We start from the raw sequence: 23,252 nt of genomic DNA, 5'->3' as shown, positions 1-23,252 counted from the left end.
GGTCAGGCCCCGTCCCGGTCCGCCGTCACGGTCTCGTGGGCAGCGGGGGTCCCGACCCCCGCCCCCTCCGTGGCGGCGGACGGCCGTTCGAACCGGTCCCGGCGGGACTTCGCCAGGCTGGCGACGGTGGTGACCAGCAACGTGCCCAGGATGACCCCGAGCGAGACCATGATCGGCACCTCCGGCGCCCAACCGATCCCATCGTGGTGCAGCGCCTCCAGCACGAGCTTGACCCCGATGAAGGCCAGGATGAACGCCAGGCCCTTGCTGAGGTACACCAGCCGGTCCAGCAGGCCGCCGATCAGGAAGTAGAGCTGCCGCAGCCCCATCAACGCGAACGTGTTGGCGGTGAAGACCAGGTACGGCTCCTGGGTCAGCCCGAAGATCGCCGGAATGGAGTCCAGCGCGAACAGCAGGTCGGTGGTGCCGATGGCGACCATGACGATCAGCATCGGGGTCACCATCAGCCGGCCGTCCACCCGGGCCAGCACCGAGGAACCCCGGTACGACCCGGTGGTCGGCAGGATCCGCTTCGCCGTACGCAGCGCCAGGTTCTCGGAGAACTCGTCCTCCTGCTGCGGCCCCACCAGCTTGACGGCGGTGTAGATCAGGAAGGCGCCGAAGAGGTAGAACAGCCAGTCGAACCGGGTGATCGCCTGCGCGCCGGCCGCGATGAAGGCACCCCGCATCAGCAGCGCCAGTACGATGCCGATGAGCAGCACCTTCTGCCGGTACTGCAACGGCACCGCGAACCGGCTCATGATGATGATGAAGACGAACAGGTTGTCGACGCTGAGCGAGTACTCGGTGATCCAGCCGGCGAAGAACTGACCGCCGTAGCCGCCCCCGACCGTCGCCGTCAGGACGAACCCGAAGGCGACCGCGGCCAGCACGTAGAAGCACACCCAGGCGACGCACTCCCGGAAGCTCGGCTCGCGCGGATTGCGGGCGACCAGGTAGAAGTCGAAGGCGATCATCACGAGGAAACCGACGATCGTCACGGCCCATACCCAGACCGGCAGGTTCATAACTCTCCCTTGGCTCGGAACACGGTGGATCGACCGGCAGCCCGAGCGGCGGCCCGGGCCCGCCGACGGCTCTCCCGGGCCTTCCACTGTGCCTCGGCATGCCGGAGGTAGAAGGTGTACAGCCGGTCGGCGGCCGGGTTGCGGTGCCGGATCCGGCGCAGCCAGCCCGGCGCGATCCGCTCGTGCAGCCAGCTGAAGCCGATCGCGAAGCCGAGACTGACGATCGCCTGGTAGGCGAGGAAGCCGGGCAGGTCCGGCGGCAGTGCCGGCCGACCGACGACCATCAGGCCGACCAGCATCTCGTGGACCACCCGGGCCACCGGAAATCCGATGAACCAGTAGAGCGCCGCGGGAGCGAAGACGCCCGGCGACACCACGCCGGCACCCGTCAGCAGCGCGAAGCCGCCGCCGAGCAGTACCAGCGGCAGGCCGAGCCCCACGCCGGTGGCCACCGCCCAGCCGATCGGTTGGCCGGCGAGCAGGGCGAGCCCGACGGCCGCCACCCCGGCGGTCGCACCGATGCCGGCTCCCGGCAGGGCGAGCTCACCGAGGTGGCGTACTTTGTCGCCGGTCATGCCATCTCCCCGTTCCGTTCGTGTCCCGCGGCCGGCCGGCTCATATGACCACGCCGAACCGGAGCAGGCTGTAGACGAGCATCCCGAGATAGAACAGCGCGCCGAACCCGATCACCGCGTTCTGCACGATGCCCGGCCGGATCGGCTTCGGCAACATGCGGTTGTTCACCAACAGCAGCACGACACAGTACGCGCCCATCGCGAAGGTGGAGAGGAAGGCCAGCACGTCGAGGATCGCGCCCGGGCCGTCCGCCGGCCCGAAGTTCAGGATCAGGATGCCGAACGTGATGACGCCCCAGAGGAACCCGGCGTACAGCTTCGACATGCTGAACCGCTTGGCCCCGGGCACGAAGTGGTAGGTCATGTCCGCCTGGCCCCGGGAGAACGAGTCGAAGAGGCCGAGCGTGGCGTTGAGGCCGATCAGCGCGATGAAGCCGAGGAAGACCCCGTGCAGCACCGGCGCCCCGGCCGCGGCGAACGCGTCGGCCATCGCGGTCAGCGCCGCCTCCCGCTCCCCGTCGCGGATCACGTCCCCGACGCCCGGGTTCTCCCGGACGGCGGTCTGGGCCAGCACCGTGAACGAGATGGTGACCAGCATCGTGACGCCCCAGAAGAGCAGCAGGGCGTCGAAGGTGACCCAGCGTCTCCAGCCCTTCCACTTCCTCATCTCCTCCGGGCTGTCGGTGTCGAACATGAAGCCGCGGGACGGCATCTCCTCCTGCTCGCCCGCGTGCCGCAGGCCACGGATCTTCGGGATGTGCGCGCCCATGCCGGCACCGGAGTCCCGCAGGTGCAGTGTGTACCACATCTGCTGCATCCCGGACGGGCCGGCGAAGGCGATCGCCCCGACGATGACCGGGAACCATGCCGCCGACATCGCCTCGTCCGGCAGGTAGCCGAAGTGGAACATGCCGCCGAGCGTGGAGGTGACGTCGCTCCACTGCCCGACGATCGAGGCGACCACCGAGGTGCCGATCACCAGTACGCCGATCAGCAGGCCGAGCAGGCTCTCCAGCAGCGGGTAGATCACCTTGGCCAGACTGAACACCACGCCGACCAGGATCAGCCCGACACAGGCGCTGACCGTCCAGGGTATGCCGGTCACCTCCTCGAAGGCGGCGGCGCCGGTCGAGAGGTGTCCGGGCCAGATGTAGACCAGGATCGCCACGCTGAAGAAGAACCACATCAGTGGTTTGAAGACCCGGGCGGCCCCGAAGAAGATGCTCTCTCCGGTCGCCATCGCGTACCGGGCCATCTCCAGCATCACGAAGGCCTGCAGGGTGACACCGATCAGGAAGAGCCACCGGATCTCCGGCCCGAAGATCAGGACCAGTCGGGGCCACATGTACGACTCGCCCATGCCCACGCCGAGCGCGACGAGGAACACGGTCGGGCCGAGGAGGTGGATCGAGGGCGGAGCCTTGGGCAGTTCCCGGATCGGCATCGGTTCGAGCCGTCCGGCCCGCCACACGCGCTCCTCGGCGGGGGGTGCCGCCGGGACACCGCCAGGCTGCTCGGGCATCGCGGCGGTGCCGGCCGCCGGGGTGGTACTGGTCGGCTGGGTTGGATAAGGGCTGTTCGAAGCGTCCACGCTGGACCTCCTGGGGACTGTGACGTCGTACGGAGCCGGAGGACGGGCCGGTTCCGACGCTTGTGTCCGTTGACCCTTGGCCGCGGAGCGGGTCGCCGTGTCGCTTAGTGGCCCCTCCAACTGACCGGTCGGGTGGAACCGTGCATTGCTCAGCGGCCGTCCGGTTGGCCGCCCAGCAGACCGGCGGAACGTGCCCACCGGTACTTGGCGCCGAGCACCGCGACCGGCTTCTCCGTGGTGTACGGGTAGGCGACGATCCGGTGCCGGTACAGGTACTCGCTGGCCTCCTCGACCTCGACGTCGCCGGCGAGCGAGGCGACCACCGGCTTGTGGACGCCCTTGGCCCGGAACTCCTCGACCACGTCGACGACCAGCTCGGCGAAGACCATCGGCGGGGTGACGATGGTGTGCCAGTAGCCGAGGATCAGCGAGTGGATACGGGGGTCGGACAGTCCCAGGGCGATGGTGTTGCGGTAGGTCGACGGCGGCTCACCGCCGGTGATGTCCACCGGGTTGCCGGCCGCGCCGAACGGCGGGATGAACCTGCGGAACGCCTCGTCGAGGTCCGGTGGGATCTCCATCAGGGTGAGCTTGTTGTCCACGCAGGCGTCCGAGAGCAGCACCCCGGAGCCGCCGGCACCGGTGATGATGACGACGTTCTCGCCCCGCGGGGTGGGCAGCAGTGGGATGCCCCGGGCGTACTCCAGCAGGTCGTTCAGGCCCGGGGCCCGGATCACGCCGTTGGAGCGCAGGATGTCGTCGTAGACCATGTCGTTGCCGGCCAGCGCCCCGGTGTGCGAGCTGGCCGCCCTGGCGCCCTGGTCGGTGCGGCCCGCCTTGAGCACCACCACCGGCTTGGTCCTGGAGACCCGGCGGGCGGTGTCGGCGAACGACCGGCCGTCCTTGAGGTCTTCCAGGTGCATGGCGATGAGCTGGGTGTTCGGGTCGCTCTCGAAGAAGGTCAGCAGGTCGTCCTCGTCGATGTCGGCCTTGTTGCCGACGCCGACGATCGCGGAGACCCCCATCCGGGCGGCCCGGCTGAAGCCGAGAATGGCCATCCCGATGCCGCCGCTCTGCGAGGAGAGCGCCACCCCGCCCTTGACGTCGTACGGGGTGCAGAACGTCGCCGAGAGGTTCTCCGGGGTGTAGTAGTAGCCGTAGATGTTCGGCCCGAGGATGCGTACGCCGTGTTCGCGGGCGACCCTGACCACCTCGGCCTGCAACTCGTGGTTGCCGGTCTCGCCGAACCCGGACGGGATCAGGATCGCCCCGGCGACCCCCTTGGCGCCGACCTCGGCCAGCGCCTGCGGCACGAACTTCGCCGGGATGGCGAAGACCGCCACGTCGACCGGGCCGGGCACGTCGGAGATGCTCCGGAACGCCTTGCGGTCTTCGATTTCGCTGGCCTTCGGGTTGATCGGGTAGATCTCGCCCTGGTAGCCGCCGTTGACCAGGTTCTTCATCACCGAGTTCCCGATCTTGCCGGCCTCGGCGGAGGCGCCGATCACCGCGACCGAGGCCGGCCGCATGATCCGGGTCATGCTGGCCAGGATCTCCTCGTCGGTGAAGCGCTCCGGCCGCACCGCCGCGGCCGGGTCGACCAGGATCCGCACGTCCACCGCGGTCGCACCGGCGGCGGTGGCCAGCACCGGGTTGAGATCCACCTCGGCCAGTTCCGGGAAGTCGGTGACCAGGTGCGACAGTCGGACGATCAGGTCGGCCAGCACCGCACGGTTGGCCGGCTCGGCGCCGCGTACCCCGCGCAGGATCTCGGCCGAGGCGATCCCGTCGATCATCGACAGCGCGGTGTCGGTGTCGGTCGGAGCGAGCCGGAACGTCACGTCCTTGAGCACCTCGACGAGTACGCCGCCGAGCCCGAACGCGACCACCTTGCCGAAGGTGGGGTCGGTGACCGTACCGACGATGACCTCGTGGCCGGCGTCGAGCTGCCGCTGCACCTGCACCCCGACGATCTCGGCATCCGCCCGGTACGCCCGGGCGTTGGCGAGGATGGTGTCGTACCCCGCGGCCACCTCCTCGGCGGTGCGCAGGCCCACCAGCACGCCGCCGGCCTCGGTCTTGTGCAGGATGTCCGGCGAGACGATCTTCAGCACCACCGGCAGGCCGATCCGCTCGGCCAGCGCGACCGCCTCCTCGGCGCTACCGGCCAGGCCCTCACCCGGGGTGGCGATCCCGTACGCCTCGACCACCAGCCGCCCCTCGGGAGCGGTCAGCGAACTCCGGCCCTGGGCGGCGGCCTGGTCCAGCACCCGCCGCACGGCCTCGCGGTCGTAGCTGCTGTCGTTGGATGGCATGACGTCGTCTCCTTCGGGGAACGCCGGTGCCGGCGGTGCCGGCGGACCGGGGAACGTGCGGTTCGGCTCGGACGGTGGTCGCGGATGCGGTGCCGGACGCCGTCGGATGACGTCCGGCCATTCAGACCGCGCCGGCGGCGCGCAGCTCGCCGACCTGGTCCTCGGAGTAGCCCAACTCGCCGAGGACCTGGCGAGTGTGCTCGCCGAGCAGCGGCGAGCGCTCCACCTCGACGTGCGAGTCGGAGAGCTTGATCGGGTTGCCGACCGTCTTGTACGCCCCCCGCGCGGGATGCGCGACCTCGACCACCGAGCCGAGCTGGGCGAGGGTCTCGTCCTCGATCAGCTCCCTGGTCGACAGGATCGGCCCGCACGGGATGTTGTACGCGTTGAGCCGCTCCATGACCTCCTGCTTGGTGTGCCGCTCGGTCCACTCCTCGATCAGCGCGAACGCCTTGTCGAGCTTGTTCAGGCGCACCTGCGGGGTGTTCCAGGCGGGGTCGTCGGCCAGCTCGGGCTTGCCGATCAGCTCGCAGAGCGGCTTCCAGCCCACCGGCTGGATGATCACGTAGATGTAGTCGTTCGGTCCGCCGGGGGCGCACCGCACCGCCCAGCCGGGCTGGCCGCCGCCGGAGGCGTTGCCGGAGCGGGGCACCTCGTCGCCGAAGGTCTCGTTCGGGTACTCCCCCAGCGGGCCGTGCGCCAGCCGCTGCTGGTCTCGCAGCTTGACCCGGCAGAGGTTGAGCACCGCGTCCTGCATGGCGACCTGCACCCGCTGCCCCCGCCCGGTGCGGGTGCGCTGGTAGAGCGCGGCCAGGATGCCGGCGACCAGGTGGATGCCGGTGCCGGAGTCGCCGATCTGCGCTCCGGTGGCGGTCGGCGGCCCGTCCTCGAAGCCGGTGGTGCTCATCGCCCCGCCCATCGCCTGGGCGATCACCTCGTACGCCTTGAAGTTGGCGTAGCGGCCCGGCCCGAAGCCCTTGATGGAGGCGTAGACCAGGCCGGGGTTGATTTCCTGGAGCCGTTCCCAGGGGAAGCCGAACCGCTCCACCACCCCGGGGCCGAAGTTCTCCACCAGGATGTCCACGCCGGACACCAACCGGGTGAAGACCTCCCTGCCCCGCTCGTGCTTCATGTTCAGGGTGATGCTGCGCTTGTTGCCGTTGAGCATCGTGAAGTAGAGGCTGTCCACGTTCGGGATGTCGCGCAGCTGGGTACGGGTGATGTCACCCTGGCCCGGCGCCTCCAACTTGATCACGTCCGCGCCCAGCCACGCCAGGATCTGCGTGGACGAGGGGCCGGACTGTACGTGCGTCATGTCGAGGACCCGTACGCCCTCCAGTGCCTTACCCATGCCAACCTCCTGTGCGCGCCCCGCCGTGCACTGCCGGCCGTCGAGCTGATGCCTCGGTTGCCTGCCGTCGCGGTTGCCGTGGACCTGTTCGATCCACCCCTGCCCGGGATTGCATACCGTATGGGGTAGGCAATATCGTGGCGCATGTAACAGCGGAGTGTCTAGGGGGTAGCGGGACGTTTTCCGCCGAAGTCGTTGAGGTCCCGGCGGTGCGACCCCCGTGCGTCGGTGCGGGTCAGAACCCGCTTCCGCTGCCCGCACCCCATCCCGGTCCGACCCTTACCTCCGGTCCGATCCGCACTCCCCCGGCTCTCCGACCGCCCGTCCGGGACCCGCCCACGGGCGGTCGGAGCCAACCCACCGAAGGTCGAGAAGAAGGGAGGCCCGGTGGACCTGTTGGAGCACCAGGCACAGGAACTCTTCGCCACGCACGGCGTACCGGTCAGCCGCAACCGCGTGGCCGGTACGCCCGACGAGGCCCACGCGGCCGCCGCCGAGATCGGCGGACGCGTGGTGGTCAAGGCACAGGTCAAGACCGGCGGCCGGGGCAAGGCCGGCGGGGTGAAACTGGCCGACGGGCCAGACGCGGCCCGGGACGCGGCCAGCCGGATCCTCGGGATGGGCATCAGGGGCCACACCGTGCACCGGGTGCTGGTCACCGAGGCCGGCGACATCGCCGACGAGTACTACGTGTCGTTCCTGCTCGACCGGTCCAACCGGTCGTTCCTGGCCCTCGCCTGCGCGCAGGGCGGCGTCGAGATCGAGCAGGTGGCGGCGGAGAACCCGGAGGCGCTGGCCCGGGCCTGGGTGGACCCGGCCGACGGGTTCGACCTGCCCGGCGCGCGCCGGCTGGCCACCGACGCCGGGCTGCCCGACGGGGTACGCGAGGAGGTGGCCCGGGTGCTCGTCCGGCTCTGGCACGTCTTCCGGTCGGAGGACGCCACCCTGGTCGAGATCAATCCACTGGCCCGACTGACCGACGGCAGCGTACGGGCCCTGGACGGCAAGGTGACGCTGGACGACAACGCCCGGTTCCGCCAGCCCGGGCACCTGCGGTACGTCGACATCGGCGCCACCGACCCGCTGGAGGCCAGGGCCGCCGAGAGGGACCTCAACTACGTCAAGCTGGACGGCGCCGTCGGAGTGATCGGAAACGGCGCCGGACTGGTGATGAGCACCCTGGACGTGGTCGCCTACGCCGGTGCGGAGTACGGCGGGGTGAGGCCGGCCAACTTCCTCGACATCGGCGGCGGCGCCTCGGCCGAGGTGATGGCGAACGGTCTGGAGATCGTCCTCGGCGATCCCGACGTGCGCAGCGTCCTCGTCAACGTCTTCGGCGGGATCACCGCCTGCGACGCGGTCGCCGACGGCATCGTCGCGGCGGTCGGGCTGCTCGCCGCCCGGGGTGAGGCGATCAGCAAACCGCTGGTCGTCCGCCTCGACGGCAACAACGCCGCACAGGGGCGGCGGATCCTCACCGAGGCCGCGCTTCCGGGCGTACGGCTGGTGGACACGATGGACGGGGCGGCGCGGCTCGCCGCCGAACTCGCCGGCAGGGGGGCGTGACAACCATGGCAATCTTCCTCACCGAGAAGAGCAGGGTGCTGGTCCAGGGCATCACCGGCACCGAGGGGACCCGGCACACCCGTCGGATGCTCGCCGCCGGCACCAACATCGTCGCCGGGGTCACCCCGGGCAAGGGCGGCCGGGACGTCGACGGCATCCCGGTCTACGACGGCTGCGCCGAAGCGGTCCGGGCGACCGGTGCCGACGTCAGCGTGGTCTTCGTACCACCGCGGTTCGCCAAGGCGGCCGTGCTGGAGGCGGTCGACGCTCGCCTCGGCCTGGCCGTGGTGCTCACCGAGGGCATCCCGGTGCACGACACCGTCGAGTTCTGGGCCTACACCCGGGCCGCCGGCAACCGCACCCGGATCATCGGACCGAACTGTCCCGGGCTGATCAGTCCCGGTCAGTCCAACGCCGGCATCATCCCGGCCGACATCACCAAGCGGGGCCCGATCGGCCTGGTCAGCAAGAGCGGCACCCTGACCTACCAGATGATGTACGAGCTGCGCGACTTCGGCTTCTCCACCTGTGTCGGAATCGGCGGCGACCCGATCGTCGGCACCACGCACATCGACTGCCTCCAGGCCTTCGAGGACGATCCGGAGACCGAGGCGATCGTGATGATCGGCGAGATCGGCGGGGACGCGGAGGAGCGTGCGGCGGCGTATATCGCCGAGTACGTCAGCAAGCCGGTGGTCGGCTACGTCGCCGGGTTCACCGCCCCGGAGGGGAAGACGATGGGGCACGCCGGGGCGATCGTCTCCGGGTCGTCCGGTACGGCGCTGGCCAAGCAGGATGCACTGGAGGCGGTCGGGGTCCGGGTCGGCCGGACGCCGTCCGAGACCGCCGCCCTGATGCGCGAGACGTTGCTGGCGCGCTGATCCGCGTCGGCGGCGCCGGTCCGGACGGTGTCCGACACCACCGTCCGGACCGCGCACCTCCCGCCCCGAACTGTCAGGCGGACAGGGTCGCCGGGGGCCGCTCGGTCAGCCGGTGCGCTCCGGCGTAGACGTTCATCGAGCTGCCCCGGAGGAAGCCGACCAGGGTCAGCCCGGCCTCCGAGGCCAGGTCGGCGGCGAGCGAGGAGGGCGCGGAGACCGCGGCCAGCGCCGGGACGCCGGCCATCACCGCCTTCTGCACCAGCTCGAACGAGGCCCGTCCGCTGACCATCAACACGGTGCCGCGCAGCGGTACCCGCCCGTCGCGCAGCGCCCAACCGACGACCTTGTCCACCGCGTTGTGCCGGCCGACGTCCTCGCGCAGGCAGTGCAGCCGGCCGTCGGCGGAGAAGAGCGCCGCGGCGTGTAGCCCGCCGGTGCGGTCGAAGACCCGCTGCGCGGCCCGCAGGGCGTCGGGCAGCGCGCTGAGCACATCGGGGTCGAGCCGCACCGGGTCGTCGGCCACCGACCAGGCCGCGCTGGTCCGCACCGCGTCCAGGCTGGCCTTGCCGCAGAGTCCGCAGGACGAGGTGGTGTAGAAGTTTCGCTCCAGCGACGGGTCCGGTGGCGCCACTCCGGCCGCCAGCACCACGTCGACCACGTTGTAGGTGTTGGCCCCGTCGGCGGTGGCACCCGCGCAGTAGCGGATGCCGGCGATCTCAGCGGCGCCGCGCACCACGCCCTCGCTGACCAGAAAGCCGGCCGCCAGGTCGAAGTCGTCCCCCGGGGTCCGCATGGTCACCACCAGGGAACGCCCGTTCACCCGGATCTCCATCGGCTCCTCCGCTGCCAGCGTGTCCACCGGCTCGCTGACCACGCCGTCGACGATCCGGACCAGCCGGCGTCGGCTCGTCACCCGTCCCATTCCGCCCCACCACCGTCCTCGCTCGGTCTCACCCGGCCGGTCGGCCCGTTCCACGGTAGGGCCGACCAGCCTCCGTCCGCACTAGAGCCGATCTGCGGGCAGCGGCGACGGCAGCCGGACCATCGCCAGTCCGGGCTGGCGCATCCAGCGGGTCAGCGCCGCACCGAACAGCCCCAGCGAACCGGCCACCAAAAACGGCACCACCGAATCCGGGGTGGTCACCACCAGCCCGGCCAGCACGATGCCGAGCAGTCCGCCGAGCGCCTTGCCGGTGTAGACGATGCCGTAGTTCGGCACCGTGGCGGCGTCACCGAACCAGTCCCGGACCAGGCTGACCAGCAGCGAGTAGCCGGCTCCGGTGCCCGCGCCGGCCAGCGCGGCGAAGCCCGCCACGGCGGCCGGGTGGTTGTCGTTGGCCGCCGCCGCGAGCAGGCCGAACTGGGCAATCCCGCCGACCAGCAGGGAGAGGCCGAGGGTGCCGCGCCGGCCGATCCGGTCGGAGAGCGAGCTGGTCACCGCCCGGCCGATGCCGTTCGACGCGGCCAGCGCGCCGATCCCGGCCACCAGGGTCAGCGCCGGCAACCCCTGGGTGTACGCGGCGCCGGCCAGGTACGCGATGTCGAACAGCGCCATCGTCGCGGTGAGTACCACCACCACGAACATCAGCGGCAGCATTCCGCTGCGTACCGCCGCGCGGGGCGGGTAGGGGCGGGCGGCGGGGCGGTTGTGCGGGATGCTGCGGTTGATCCGCCGGTCGACGGCCCAGCGCTGCGGGTCGATCTGCGCCGGCCACCAGTTGCGGGGCGGCTTGCGCATCAGCACGCCGCAGGCGGTCACCACCGCGAAGACGGCGACGGCGGTCCCGGTCAGCATCGTCGTCCGGTTGCCGGCGTCCAGGCCGTAACCGGCGAGCACGACGAATGGGATCGACCCGTAGCCGAACGCGGCGCCGACCACCGCCACCCGGCCAGCGATCCGCTCCGGGAACCACTCGGTGACGCAGGCGATGCAGGTCAGGTAGACGAGTCCGGCGCCGATGCCGCCGAGCACCGAGTAGCCGAGCAACACGGTGGCGAGGTCGGCCCGGTGCGCCAGGGTGAGCAGTGCGGTGAGGCAGCAGGCGGCGCCGACGAGCATCGGTACGGCCAGCCGGCGGCCGAGTCGCCGGTACCACCACCCGGCCAGTGGTGAACTGCCCGCCTGGCAGATCACCCAGAGTGCGAGTACGGCGAACGCCTGCCACAGGCTCCAGCCGTTCGCCTCGATCAGGGTGGGCAGCGCGGCGCCGTAGCCGTACTGGAAGAGGCTGATCGCCAGCATCGCGGCCCAGGGCAGCAGCAGCATCCACGCCCGGGACCGGCCCAGCAGGGCCCGGTCGCTCTCGCCGATCCGGTAGCGGCGGCCGTAGAGGTCGCTGATCTCGCGCACCGCCGTGTCGTTGCTGGAGTCCGTCATCTGATGCCTCCAACTGGCCACTGTATACTGTATGGTGAGTGCACTATTCTCTACCACCGAGGGGCGGCTGTCCAGGTCGATCTGCGGGCGAACGGATCGACCGGTCGGGTTCCCCCGAGGTCATCACGTCGGCGACGCGGCGAGGAGAGCGGCATGAGCGGGCTGAGGCCACCGATCCGGGACGCCGCGCGATGAGCGCCGTCGCCTGGCACGAGGCGCGGCGGTGCGCCCGGGAGATCGCCCGGCCACTCGGCACCGTCCAACGGGCCCTGTCCGAGGCGGTCGGCTCCGCCCTGGCGGTGCCGCTGGTCGCGCTGGCCCCGCTGCCGGCGTACCACTGCGCCGCGATGGACGGATACGCGGTGGCGGGACCCGGCCCGTGGCGGCTCACCGGACGGGTACTGGCCGGCGATCCGGGCATACCGGCACCGCTGACCGCCGGGGACGCCGCCGAGATCGGCACCGGTGCCGTGGTGCCGGCCGGCGCCGACGCCGTACTGCCGTACGAGCGGGCGACCCGAACGGACCGGACCGTCCACGGCGAGATCGAGCGGGGCCGGCACGTACGCCGCAGGGGCGAGGACTGTCCGGTGGGTCAGGAGGTGCTGCCCGCCGGCACGGTGGTCAACCCGGTCGTGCTCGGCCTGGCCGCCAGCCTCGGCCACGACACCCTGACCGTGCACCGGCACCCCCGGGTCGGCATCGTGCTGACCGGAGCGGAGCTGCGCACCGCCGGCATCCCGACGGCCGGACAGGTCCGGGACGCGATCGGGCCGATGCTGCCGGGACTGATCCGGGCCGCCGGAGCCGAGCTGGCCTGGTCCACCCGGATCGCCGACGACGCCTCGGCGCTGGTCGCCGCGTTGCTGCGCTCCGACGCCGACGTGCTGGTGGTCTGTGGAGCAACCTCGGCCGGCGCCGCCGACCACCTGCGCCGGGCCCTGGACACGCTCGCCGCCGAGGTACCGGTACGCGGCGTCGCCTGCCGGCCGGGCCACCCCCAACTCCTGGCCGGCCTGCCGGACGGCCGGTTCGTGGTCGGGCTGCCCGGCAACCCGTACGCGGCCCTGGTCGCCGCGCTGACCCTGCTCTCCCCGCTGCTCGGCCGGCTCGCCGGGCGTACCGAACCGGCGAACCTGACCGCGACGCTGGCCGGTCCGGTAGCACCGCACGACCGGGACACCCGGTTGGTGCCGGTGGCCCGGGACGGGTCGGCGGCGATTCCGGTCGGGCACGACCGCCCCGGTTCGCTCTGGGGCGCCGCAGGGGCGGACGCGCTCGCGGTCGTCCCGCCCGGCTGGGCCGGCGCGGAGGTCGAGTTGCTTGCGCTGCCGGCCGCCGAGACCGCGCTGACCTCGCCGGCTCCGGTCCCGTTCCGGCCGGTGGTCGCCGCCACGGCCTGAGCCGGCGGCCCGTCTCCGGCGGCCCGTCTCCGGCGGCCCGCGGGAGAACAAGCAACTGGACAGGCATCGATACGCTGTGCTTTGTGGCCGTGACGAAAGGGATTGCTTCGGCCGTCGCCGCTGGTGCCGTTATCGGCTTCATAATCGGGGGCGTCTTTGAGACCGTGGCCGGCGGAATCGTTCTCGGCTGCGGCATCGTCGCCGCGACCGTCTGGTCGTATGTGGCCGAACACCAGGGGTGGCGCGAGCGGGTGCAGTTCACCGGCATCTTTGCTGTAGGTGGCGGCGCACTCAGTGTCGCGGCGGCCCTGGGCAAGCCGTCCGTCTTGGTTGGTGCCTGCTTCGGCCTGTTCGCTGTCCTGCTCTCGGTGATCGTGTGGTTCACCGCGGAGGGCGGAAGCAGCGACCTCGGCGGTCCCACTGACTGACCGTAATCGTGTCTGTGTCGCGTCTACCCAGTTCAGGCGACGTCCACCGGAGCGTGAGCAGCCCGCCTGGCCGCCCCGGGGTGGCGACCCGGGTCAGCGCCGCCGGACCTGCCCGGACGGTTCCAGCCAGTCGGCGGCGAGCAGCTCCGCGACCTTTTCGACCAGCTCGGCGGCGCGGTGCAGGCAGGCCGCCGGGTCCGGTTCGACCGAGGTCAGCGGGTAGACCGCCTGAATGCCGGCGTCCCGCAGTTCCTCCGGGCCGACGCTGACCTGGCCGGCGACGGCCACGGTGGGCACGCCGGCCCGGGCGGCAGCCCCGGCCACCCCGACCGGCGCCTTGCCGTGCAGGCTCTGCGCGTCCAGCGATCCTTCCCCGGTGACCACCAGGTCGGCGCCGGCCACCGCCTCGGGAAAGCCCAGCAGGTCGAGCAGCAGTTCGATGCCGGGCCGGAACCGCGCACCGAGGAAGCCGAGCGCGGCGAACCCGACCCCGCCGGCCGCGCCCGCACCGGCCCGGTCCCTGACCCGGGGGCCCGGGGTGGCGCAGGGCGGACCCGCCGCCCGGATCGCCGGCTCGACCAGATCGGCCCAGCGGGTCAGACCCGCCTCCAGTACCGCGACGTCGTCGGTGGACGCCCCCTTCTGCGGGCCGTACACGGCGGCGGCACCGGTCGGGCCGAGCAGCGGGTTGTCCACGTCTCCGGCCACCACGAACCGGGTACGCCGGACCGCCGGATGCAGCCCGGTCAGGTCCACCCGGTGCAGGCGGCGCAGCGCCGCACCGCCGTCCGGCAACTCCGCGCCGCGTTCGTCCAGCAGGCGTACGCCGAGCGCGCCGACCAGCCCCGCCCCGCCGTCGGTACTTGCGCTGCCGCCCAGCCCGAGTACCACCTCGGCACACCCGTACTCCAGCGCCGCCCGGATCGCCTCGCCGGCACCACGACTGCTCGCGTGCAGCGGATCGGGTACCCCGGCCGGCAGCCGGCGCAGCCCGCAGGCGTCCGCCAGCTCGACCACGGCCACGCCGTCGGCGTACCCGAACGCGGTTTCCACCGATGTGCCGGTCGGGCCGGCGACGGAGACCGGGATCCGGTGGAAGCCGGCCGAGACCGCCGCGTCGAGGGTGCCGTCACCGCCGTCGGCGACCGGGAAGCCGCGTACCTCGATGCCGGGTGCGGCCCGGCGTAGCCCGGCGGACAGATGGTGGACGACCTCGGCGGCGGTCAGCGAGCCCTTGAACTTGTCCGGTGCCAGTAGGACGTGCCCCATCGGCGCGACGTGGTCAGCCGGCGGACCGGCCGGAGAGCTGCTGGACCAGTTTGAGCAGCGCGCTGTGGTCGAGGCCGCCGTCGCCCTGTGCCTTGAGCGCGGCGATGAGCTGGGCGACCGTCGCACCGAGCGGGATCACCACCCCGGCCTCCCGGGCAGCCGAGGTGACGATCCCCATGTCCTTGTGGTGCAGGTCGATCCGGAAGCCCGGCTGGAACTGCCGGGCCAGCATCCCGGCCGCCTTACGGTCCAGGATGCGGTTGCCGGCCAGGCCGCCGGCCAGCACCCTGACCGCCGCCTCGGTGTCCACACCGTACGCCTCGAGGAAGACGATCGCCTCGGCGACCAGCTCGATGGTGCCGGCCACGATGAGCTGGTTGGCCGCCTTCACGGTCTGGCCGGCGCCGACCGGACCGACGTGCACGACGGTACCGCCCAGCACCTCCAGGATCGGCCGGGCGGCGGCGAAGTCCGCCGGCTCGCCACCGACCATGATGGAGAGGGTGCCCCCGATCGCGCCCGCCTCGCCGCCGCTGACCGGGGCGTCCAGCACCCGCACGGAGAGGGTCCGGGCGGCCTCGGCTACCTGCCGGGAGGTGCCCGGCGAGATGCTGCTCATGTCGACGTAGAGCTGGCCGGGGCGGGCGTTGGCCAGGATGCCGGAGTCGCCCAGGGCGACCGACTCGACGTCGGCCGAGTCGCGGACCATCGTGATCACCACGTCGACCTGCCGCACCAGCTCGCCGATGCCGGCGGCGACCTTGCCACCGGCCTGGTCCAAGGCGGCGTTGCGGGCCGGGCTGACGTCGTAGCCGACGACGTCGTGACCGGCCTTGATCAGGTTGACGGCCATCGGACCGCCCATGATGCCGAGGCCGATGAAACCGATGCTGGTCATCTCAGCGCTCCCCTTCGTTGGTCTGGTCGGCACCGCCGCCCCGGCGGTGCCGGGGCAGCCACTCGAAGCTGTCCGCGCTCGGTCCGCTGGGCAGGTATTCCAGGCCGACCCAGCCCCGGTAGCCGGCCCGTTCGAGCTGGTCGAGCTGGCCGTCGAGGTCGATCTCACCGGTGCCGGGCTCGTGCCGGCCGGGCGCGTCGGCGATCTGCACGTGCCCGATCCGGTCGGCGTACTCGGCGAGCACCTTGGGCACGTCGTCGCCGTTGACGGTGAGGTGGTAGAGGTCGGCGAGGAGGGCCACGTTGCGGATGTCGCGTTCGACCAGCAGCTGGTCGAGTACCGCGACCACGTCGGCGGCGGTACGCAGCGGGTAGGGCTGCGGGCCGCTGACCGCCTCGACGAGCACCGTGCCGCCGATCCGGGCCACCGCGGCGGCGGCGAAGGCCAGATTGGCCACTGCCGTCTCCTCCTGCGTGCTCGGGTGCAGGTCGGCGATCCGGTTGCCGTAGAGGGCGTTGAACGACCGGCAGCCGGTGGCGGCGCCGATCATCGCGACCAGTTCGACGTTCTCCCGGAACTCGGCGGACCGGGCCGGCCAGGAGACCACTCCCCGATCACCGCCGGGCAGGTCCCCGGCGAAGAAGTTCAGCCCCACCAGTCGGACGTCGGCGTCGTGGAGGGCGGCGAGGAACGCCTCCACTTCGGAGGCCCGGGGCACCGCCTCGGTGAACGGCCACCAGGACTCGACGGCGTCGAATCCGGCCGCCTTGGCCGCCGCCGGCCGTTCCAGCAGGGGCAGTTCGGTGAAGAGGACCGAGCAGTTCACGTCGTAGCGGAGGTGGTGGGCGGGCACGGGTCCTCCCGAGCGGCTGGACGAGACTTGATTACCTACAGAATTCTGTATGCAGTATGGAAGTGAGTGTACACCAGTCCCGGCCGCAGCAGCCGATCGAGGTGCAAGGTGATCGCCGTACACCCGGAGTGGCCCCGCCCGGCATGGACGTCCGAGCCGGGCGATACGATCCCGCCCAAGCGGACGAGGTGGAGGGGTGGGCCCGGGTTGAGCGCGCGCTTCGAGGAAATCGACCGGCGCGACACGCCCATCGGCACGATCAGTCTCCGGCGGAGGCTGGAGCCCTCCCTGCGGATCGACGTCTACGAGGTAAAACTCGGCGACGAGTTCCTGATGTCCAGCCTGTTTCCGGTGGCCGAGATCGAACTCGCCCGGCTCGGTCTGGCGCGGGTCTCCGGCACCGGCCTCGACGTGGTGGTCGGCGGACTCGGGCTCGGCTACACCGCACGCGCGGCGCTGGCCGATCCCCGGGTGCGGTCGCTGACCGTGGTGGAGAGGCTCGGCGCGGTGATCGAGTGGCACCGGGAAGGGTTGTTGCCGCACGCCGCCGAGTTGACTGCCGACCCGCGCACCCGGCTGGTCTGCGGCGACTTCTTCGCCATGGCCAACGGGGCCGGATTCGATCCCGACGCACCGGGCCGGCGGTTCGACGCCGTCCTCCTGGACGTCGACCACACGCCACGGCAGGTCCTGCATCCGAGCCACGCGGCGTTCTACCGCCGCGAGGGCCTGCGCCGGCTCACCGACCACCTGCTGCCGGGCGGCGCCTTCGCGCTCTGGTCGAACGACCCGCCGGACGAGGAGTTCACCCGCACCCTCGCCGAGGTCTTCACGAGGCCGGTGGCGCAGGTGGTGCGTTTCCACAACCACCTACAGGACCGCGAGGCGACCAACACGGTCTACCTCGCGGAGTGGGCGGCACCACCCGGCCCGGACCGGCACCAGCGAACTGGTTCAGGACCAGAGCAGGGCGCTGGCCAGGGAAATCAGCGCAGTGACCAGCAGGGCGCCGCCGGACCCGACACCGGTCACCGCACTCACCGGCAGTGACCGGGCCCGCGCCACCGGTACGGCAACCAGCGCCACCACGGTCACCAGGACCGCCGGTAGGTGGACGAGCGGATAGTTCATCAGCACCGCCACCGGAAAGAGGTGCAACCCGACGACGAGTGCGACCCAGGCGGGGATCAGCTCCCTGTGCCGGACCAGCGCCAGGGCCACCGCGCCGAGGCCGGCGGCGCCGAACTCGATGCCGACGACCACCCCGAACGCCTTACTGGTGTCCGCGTCGAAAGCGGTGCCGTCGGTCCAGTGCCGCCAGGCGAGCAGGCCGCCGGCGGCCGCAATCAGCATCGACCCACCGGACCCGATGCCGAGCCACCTCGGCCAGCGCGGCGGCGGCTTGTCCTGGGCCCACCCGAACCAGGAGGAGGCGAAGAAGCCAAGGATGACGGCGGTCATCGCCGCGTCCCGGACGAACTCTGCGCTCATCGGTCGTGTCCCCTCCGCCCGGGCAGCGGACCACGGACCTTGATCACCGTACGCAAGGCGCTCTGACCGGATTCAGCCGGGTCAACGCGCGGCTGGAACGAGGCCGTCAGCTATCGAGCGACCGGGCGGCGGCCAGGGCGAGCGGATCGAGCGCGTCCGGTTCGGTCTCCGCCCGGCGCAGCAGGTCGGCCCGCATCCGGGGATCCCAGAACGCCCGAATGTGTGCGGCGATCGCCGCCGCCGCCTCGCCCGGCGGCTGGTGCCGGAAGTGCACGGCGATCTCGTTGGCGAGCCTGACCTGTGCCGAGGTGGTGTTGGCCGACATCTCAGTCCGCCATCGCCGGCAGCCGGGTCTCCGCCTCGGCAGCCCCGGCCGGTGCCGACGGACTCTTCAGGCCGACCTGCACCGCCGTCACCTTGTACTCCGGACAGTTCGTCGCCCAGTCGGAGTTCTCCGTGGTGACCACGTTCGCCCCGGTCACCGGATGGTGGAAGGTCGTGTAGACCACCCCCACCGGCACCCGGTCGGTCAGGACCGCGCGCAGCGAGGTGGCACCGACCCGGCTGGCGAGGGTGACCTCGTCACCGTCGTTGATGCCCCGGACCTCCGCGTCGTGCGGGTGGATCTCGAGTACGTCCTCCGGGTGCCACGCCACGTTACTGGTCCGCCGGGTCTGCGCCCCCACGTTGTACTGGCTGAGGATCCGCCCGGTGGTCAGGATCAGCGGGAACTTCCGGGTGCTCCGTTCCCGGGTCGGCACGAACGGGGTCTGCACGAACCGGCCCCGGCCCCGGACGAAGCCGTCCATGTGCATGATCGGAGTGCCCTCCGGCGCGCCGTCGTTGCAAGGCCACTGCACGCTGCCCAGCTTGTCCAGCTTGTCGAAGGAGACCCCGGCGAAGGTCGGGGTGAGCGCGGCGATCTCGTCCATGATCTGGCTCGGGTGGTCGTACCGCATCGGATAGCCCATCGCCTCGGCGATCTCGGCGACGATCTCCCACTCGTGCTTGCCCGTCTTCGGGGGCATCACCGGCCGAACCCGGTTGATCCGGCGTTCGGCGTTGGTGAAGGTGCCGTCCTTCTCCAGGAAGGAGGTGCCGGGCAGGAACACGTGGGCGAACTTCGCCGTCTCGTTGAGGAACAGGTCCTGCACCACGAGCAGTTCCAGTGCCTCCAGCGCGGCATGCACGTGCGTGATGTTCGGGTCGGACTGCGCGATGTCCTCGCCCTGCACGAAGAGCGCCCGGAAGCTGCCGTCGATCGCCGCGTCGAACATGTTCGGGATCCGCAGCCCCGGTTCGGCCAGCAGCTCGCGTCCCCACATGTTCTCGAAGACGCCCCGGACGACGTCGTCGGAGATGTGCCGGTAGCCGGGCAGCTCGTGCGGGAACGACCCCATGTCGCAGGAGCCCTGCACGTTGTTCTGCCCGCGCAGCGGGTTGACCCCGACGCCGTCCCGGCCGATGTTGCCGGTCGCCATCGCCAGGTTCGCCATCCCCATCACCATGGTCGAGCCCTGGCTGTGCTCGGTCACGCCGAGCCCGTAGTAGATGGCACCGTTGCCGCCGGTGGCGTAGAGCCGGGCCGCCGCCCGGAGTTCCTCGGCCGGTACCCCGGTGAGGTCCTCGACCGCCTCCGGGCTGTTCTCCGGCCGGGCGATGAACTCGGCCCAGCCGTCGAAGTCCTCGCAGCGCTCGTCGACGAAGGCCCGGTCCACCAGCCCTTCGGTGAGCACCACGTGGGCCATCGCGTTCACCACCGCCACGTTGGTGCCGGGGGCGAGCTGGAGGTGGTGGGTCGCCTCGACGTGCGGCGACCGGACCAGGTCGATCCGGCGCGGGTCGATGACGATCAGCCTGGCGCCCTCGCGGATCCGGCGCTTCATCCGGGAGGCGAAGACCGGGTGTGCGTCGGTCGGGTTCGCACCGATCACCATGATCACGTCGGCCTCGGCCACCGAGCGGAAGTCCTGGGTACCGGCCGAGGTGCCGAAGGTCTGCTTCAGTCCGTACCCGGTCGGCGAGTGGCAGACCCGGGCGCAGGTGTCCACGTTGTTGTTGCCGAACGCGGCCCGGATCATCTTCTGCACCACGTAGACCTCCTCGTTGGTGGTACGCGAGGAGGTGATGCCGCCGATCGCCCCGACCCCGTGCCGGGCCTGGATCTCCTTGAGCCGCCCCGCCGTGTAGGAGATCGCGGTCTCCCAGTCGACCGGTCGCCACTCGTCGGTGATGCTCTCCCGGAGCATCGGGGTGAGGATCCGGTCCGGGTGGCTGGCGTAGCCGAACGCGAACCGGCCCTTGACGCAGGAGTGCCCCTCGTTCGCCCCGCCGTCCTTGTAGGGCACCATCCGGACCAGCTCGGCACCGCGCAACTCGGCCTTGAAGGAGCAGCCGACACCGCAGTAGGCGCAGGTGGTGACGACGGTCCGGGTCGGCATGCCGAGCTGCACCACCGTCTTCTCCTGGAGGGTGGCGGTCGGGCAGGCCTGCACACAGGCGCCGCAGGAAACGCACTCGGAGCTCATGAAGTCGGTGCCGCCGGCCGACACCTTGGAGTCGAAGCCGCGTCCGGCGATGGTCAGCGCGAACGTCCCCTGCACCTCACCGCAGGCCCGCACGCAGCGGGAGCAGGCGATGCACTTGGACGCCTCGAAGTCGAAGTACGGGTTGCTGGAGTCGGTCTTCTCGTCGAGGTGGTTGGCGCCGTCCTGGCCGTACCGGACCTGGCGCAGCCCGACCACTCCGGACATGTCCTGCAACTCGCAGTCGCCATTGGCCGAACAGGTGAGGCAGTCCAGCGGGTGGTCGGAGATGTACAGCTCCATCACGCCCTGCCGGAGCTTCGCCAGCTTCGGCGACTCGGTGCGTACGCTCATGCCCTCGGTGACCGGGGTGGTGCAGGAGGCCGGAGTGCCGCGACGGCCGTCGATCTCCACCAGGCAGAGCCGGCAGGAGCCGAACGCCTCCAGGCTGTCGGTGGCGCAGAGCTTCGGAATGTCGATCCCGGTCAGCGCCGCCGCCCGCATCACCGAGGTGCCCTCGGGAACCGCGACGGGATGGCCGTCGACGGTCACGGTGACGGTCGCCGGGCCGGGCCGGGCGGGGGTGCCGAGGTCTGGTTCCTTCAGCAGACTCATGACGGTGTGGCCTCCTCGTATCGGCCGGCGGACCGCTCCCCCCCGGCGGTGAAGTCGTCCGGGAAGTGCAGCAGTGCGCTGCGTACCGGCATCGGTGTCAGGCCGCCCATCGCGCAGAGCGACCCCTCGGTCATCAGCTCGCATAGATCACCCAGCAGGGCCAGGTTTCCGTCCGGGTCCTGGCCGGCGGTGATCCTGTCGATCACCTCGACGCCCCGGACCGCGCCGACCCGGCAGGGGGTGCACTTGCCGCAGGACTCCTCGGCGCAGAACTCCATGGCGAATCTCGCCATCGCCGCCATGTCGACGCTGTCGTCGAAGACCACGATGCCACCGTGGCCGAGCATCGCGCCGGCCGAGGCGAAGGCCTCGTACTCCATCGGCAGGTCCAGGCCGGTCGCCGGCAGGTACGCCCCGAGAGGGCCGCCGACCTGGACCGCGCGGACCGGCCGGCCGGTGCGGGTACCGCCGCCGTAGCTGTGGATCAGCTCGCCCAGCGTCATCCCGAAGGCGGTCTCGAAGATGCCGCCCCGGGCGACGTTGCCGGCCAGTTGGAAGACCTGGGTGCCCCGGGACCGCTCCACCCCGAGCGCCTGGTACGCCGCCGCACCGTCGGCGAGGATGGTCGGCACCGAGGCCAGGGTGAGCACGTTGTTCACCACGGTCGGCCTGCCGAACAGACCGGTGATCGCCGGAATCGGCGGCTTGGCCCGGACCATGCCGCGCTTGCCCTCCAGGCTCTCCAGCATCGCGGTTTCCTCGCCGCAGATGTAGGCGCCCGCGCCGACCCGGACGTGCAGGTCGAAGCGGAGCCCGGTGCCGAGGATGTCGCCGCCGAGCCAGCCGTGTTCCCTGGCGACCCCGATCGCCTGCCCCATCGTCCGTACCGCGTCGGGATACTCGGAGCGGATGTATAGGTAGCCCTCGGTGGCGCCGACCGCGTGCGCGGCGATGGTCATCCCCTCGATCAGGGTGAACGGATCGCCCTCCATCAGCATCCGGTCGGCGAAGGTGCCGCTGTCGCCCTCGTCGGCGTTGCAGCAGACGAACTTCAGCTCGCCGGGGGTGTCCAGGACCGTCTTCCACTTGATTCCGGCCGGGAAGCCGGCGCCGCCCCGGCCGCGCAGTCCGGACTCGGTGACCTGGGCGACCACCTCGGCCGGGCTCATTTCCAGGGCGCGGCGCAGCCCGGCGAGACCGCCGTGTGCGAGGTAGTCGGACGGACTGAGCGGGTCGGTGACGCCGACCCGGGCGAAGCAGAGCCGGGTCTGGTCGCGCAGCCAGGGCAGCTCGGCGACGACGCCCTGGCACAGCTCGTGGTCGGCGCCGTCGAGCAGTCCGGCGTCGACGAGGTCGGCGACCGCCTCCGGCTCGACCGGCCCGTACCCGATCCGGCCGCGCTCGGTGACCACCTCGACCAGCGGCTCCAGCCAGAGCATGCCGTGCGATCCGTTCCGGACCACCCGGACCACCCGGCCGGCCTCGGCCGCGGCCCGCTCGATCTCGGCGGCGACCAGGTCGGCGCCGACCGAGACGGCGGCCGAGTCACGGGGTACGTAGACCGTCACCGGGGCCGTCATGCCTGCACCGCCTTCGTCAGCAGGGCGTCCAGCAGGGCCGGGGTGAGTCGCCCGTGCACCCGCTCGTCGATCTGTCCGGCCGGGCCGAGCGCGCAGTTGCCCAGGCAGAACACCTGCTCCAGGGTGACCGAACCATCCGATGTGGTCTGTCCGATCTTGACGCCCAGGGTCCGCTCCGCGTACCCGACGAGTTGTTCGGCGCCGACCGACTGGCAGGCCTCGGCCCGGCAGAGCTTCAGCACCGTCCGCCCGGCCGGCTCGGCCCGGAAGTCGGTGTAGAAGGTGACCACCCCGTGCACGTCGGCGCGGGAGATGTTCAGCTCGCTGGCCAGGACCGGCACGACGTCGGGGTCGACGTAGCCGAACTCGGCCTGGATCCGGTGCAGGATCGGCAACAGCGCACCACGATCACCACGATGCGCCGCGACCAGCGCGCGCACCCGATCCGTCACCGAGGGGTCCGGACTGGCCACGGTGATCCCACCTCCACTCGCGCCGACTGGACC

Annotated in this window: 20 protein-coding genes; 5 read left to right on the top strand and 15 right to left on the bottom strand. The window is 71.4% G+C overall.

Features of this window, described 5'->3' with window-relative positions:
• Positions 1-2: 2 nt before the first annotated feature.
• The 5 genes from EV371_RS15070 to frc all read right to left on the bottom strand — a co-directional run bounded on the left by EV371_RS15070 (position 3) and on the right by frc (position 6,860).
• Positions 3-1,028 carry a TerC/Alx family metal homeostasis membrane protein gene (locus tag EV371_RS15070; RefSeq protein WP_130462590.1) on the bottom strand — a complete coding sequence of 342 codons (1,026 nt, stop codon included), beginning with the start codon at positions 1,026-1,028 and terminating at the stop codon, positions 3-5.
• On the bottom strand, positions 1,025-1,603 hold the full coding sequence (locus EV371_RS15065) for a hypothetical protein (RefSeq protein WP_130462589.1): 579 nt from the start codon (positions 1,601-1,603) through the stop codon (positions 1,025-1,027). The genes EV371_RS15070 and EV371_RS15065 overlap by 4 nt, the downstream gene beginning before the upstream one ends.
• Before the next feature lie 40 nt (positions 1,604-1,643).
• Positions 1,644-3,194 carry an Nramp family divalent metal transporter gene (locus EV371_RS15060; RefSeq protein ID WP_207230498.1) on the bottom strand — a complete coding sequence of 517 codons (1,551 nt, stop codon included), beginning with the start codon at positions 3,192-3,194 and terminating at the stop codon, positions 1,644-1,646.
• A gap of 149 nt (positions 3,195-3,343) precedes the next feature.
• The gene (locus tag EV371_RS15055) at positions 3,344-5,509 is read right to left on the bottom strand and encodes an acetate--CoA ligase family protein (protein ID WP_130462588.1); all 2,166 of its coding nucleotides are present in this window, start codon (positions 5,507-5,509) and stop codon (positions 3,344-3,346) included.
• A gap of 121 nt (positions 5,510-5,630) precedes the next feature.
• Positions 5,631-6,860: a formyl-CoA transferase gene (gene frc / locus EV371_RS15050; protein WP_130462587.1), complete on the bottom strand. Its 1,230-nt coding sequence runs from the start codon at positions 6,858-6,860 to the stop codon at positions 5,631-5,633.
• 387 nt (positions 6,861-7,247) lie between these two features.
• Between frc and sucC the strand changes: the two genes are divergently transcribed.
• Complete coding sequence (gene sucC / locus EV371_RS15045; RefSeq protein WP_130462586.1) at positions 7,248-8,426, top strand: ADP-forming succinate--CoA ligase subunit beta; 1,179 nt, start codon at positions 7,248-7,250, stop codon at positions 8,424-8,426.
• 5 nt (positions 8,427-8,431) lie between these two features.
• Positions 8,432-9,307, top strand: a complete 876-nt coding sequence (gene sucD, locus EV371_RS15040) for a succinate--CoA ligase subunit alpha (RefSeq protein ID WP_130465930.1) — start codon at positions 8,432-8,434, stop codon at positions 9,305-9,307.
• Positions 9,308-9,380: 73 nt separating this feature from the next.
• Here sucD and fdhD read toward each other — a convergent pair whose 3' ends face one another.
• Together fdhD and EV371_RS15030 are read right to left on the bottom strand one after the other, a co-directional pair.
• Positions 9,381-10,229: a formate dehydrogenase accessory sulfurtransferase FdhD gene (gene fdhD / locus EV371_RS15035; RefSeq protein WP_130462585.1), complete on the bottom strand. Its 849-nt coding sequence runs from the start codon at positions 10,227-10,229 to the stop codon at positions 9,381-9,383.
• A gap of 81 nt (positions 10,230-10,310) precedes the next feature.
• Positions 10,311-11,684 carry an MFS transporter gene (locus tag EV371_RS15030; protein WP_130462584.1) on the bottom strand — a complete coding sequence of 458 codons (1,374 nt, stop codon included), beginning with the start codon at positions 11,682-11,684 and terminating at the stop codon, positions 10,311-10,313.
• Positions 11,685-11,875: 191 nt separating this feature from the next.
• On the opposite strand from EV371_RS15030, the gene EV371_RS15025 reads away from it, so the two are divergent.
• Positions 11,876-13,087 carry a molybdopterin molybdotransferase MoeA gene (locus EV371_RS15025; protein ID WP_130462583.1) on the top strand — a complete coding sequence of 404 codons (1,212 nt, stop codon included), beginning with the start codon at positions 11,876-11,878 and terminating at the stop codon, positions 13,085-13,087.
• An 83-nt stretch (positions 13,088-13,170) separates the two neighbouring features.
• Positions 13,171-13,515 (top strand): hypothetical protein, encoded by a 345-nt coding sequence (locus EV371_RS15020; RefSeq protein WP_130462582.1) that lies wholly within the window; start codon positions 13,171-13,173, stop codon positions 13,513-13,515.
• A gap of 93 nt (positions 13,516-13,608) precedes the next feature.
• Here the strand turns inward: EV371_RS15020 and EV371_RS15015 are convergent, their stop codons facing one another.
• From EV371_RS15015 to EV371_RS15005, 3 genes are read right to left on the bottom strand one after another with little or no spacing between them, the layout of a single operon-like run.
• Positions 13,609-14,784 (bottom strand): glycerate kinase family protein, encoded by a 1,176-nt coding sequence (locus tag EV371_RS15015; RefSeq protein ID WP_130462581.1) that lies wholly within the window; start codon positions 14,782-14,784, stop codon positions 13,609-13,611.
• A gap of 13 nt (positions 14,785-14,797) precedes the next feature.
• Complete coding sequence (locus EV371_RS15010; protein WP_130462580.1) at positions 14,798-15,682, bottom strand: 2-hydroxy-3-oxopropionate reductase; 885 nt, start codon at positions 15,680-15,682, stop codon at positions 14,798-14,800.
• A 1-nt stretch (position 15,683) separates the two neighbouring features.
• Positions 15,684-16,535 (bottom strand): TIM barrel protein, encoded by an 852-nt coding sequence (locus EV371_RS15005; RefSeq protein WP_130462579.1) that lies wholly within the window; start codon positions 16,533-16,535, stop codon positions 15,684-15,686.
• A gap of 207 nt (positions 16,536-16,742) precedes the next feature.
• Here EV371_RS15005 and EV371_RS15000 point away from each other — a divergent pair, with 207 nt between their 5' ends.
• Positions 16,743-17,585: a polyamine aminopropyltransferase gene (locus EV371_RS15000; RefSeq protein WP_349337268.1), complete on the top strand. Its 843-nt coding sequence runs from the start codon at positions 16,743-16,745 to the stop codon at positions 17,583-17,585.
• Here the strand turns inward: EV371_RS15000 and EV371_RS14995 are convergent.
• The 5 genes from EV371_RS14995 to EV371_RS14975 form a co-directional block, all read right to left on the bottom strand.
• On the bottom strand, positions 17,490-18,026 hold the full coding sequence (locus EV371_RS14995; protein ID WP_130462578.1) for a hypothetical protein: 537 nt from the start codon (positions 18,024-18,026) through the stop codon (positions 17,490-17,492). The genes EV371_RS15000 and EV371_RS14995 overlap by 96 nt on opposite strands.
• Before the next feature lie 106 nt (positions 18,027-18,132).
• Positions 18,133-18,351, bottom strand: coding sequence for a formate dehydrogenase subunit delta (locus EV371_RS14990; RefSeq protein WP_130462577.1), 219 nt, complete (start codon positions 18,349-18,351; stop codon positions 18,133-18,135).
• A 1-nt stretch (position 18,352) separates the two neighbouring features.
• Complete coding sequence (gene fdhF, locus EV371_RS14985; RefSeq protein WP_130462576.1) at positions 18,353-21,166, bottom strand: formate dehydrogenase subunit alpha; 2,814 nt, start codon at positions 21,164-21,166, stop codon at positions 18,353-18,355.
• Entirely contained in the window at positions 21,163-22,746 is a 1,584-nt protein-coding gene (locus tag EV371_RS14980; RefSeq protein ID WP_130462575.1) for a formate dehydrogenase beta subunit, read from the bottom strand. Before EV371_RS14980 ends, fdhF begins: the two co-directional genes overlap by 4 nt.
• Positions 22,743-23,219, bottom strand: coding sequence for a formate dehydrogenase subunit gamma (locus EV371_RS14975; protein WP_207230497.1), 477 nt, complete (start codon positions 23,217-23,219; stop codon positions 22,743-22,745). The genes EV371_RS14980 and EV371_RS14975 overlap by 4 nt, the downstream gene beginning before the upstream one ends.
• Positions 23,220-23,252 lie beyond the last annotated feature (33 nt).

This window comes from Plantactinospora sp. CNZ321 (genome assembly GCF_004217235.1).
This window is presented reverse-complemented; position numbering and strand designations above follow the sequence as displayed.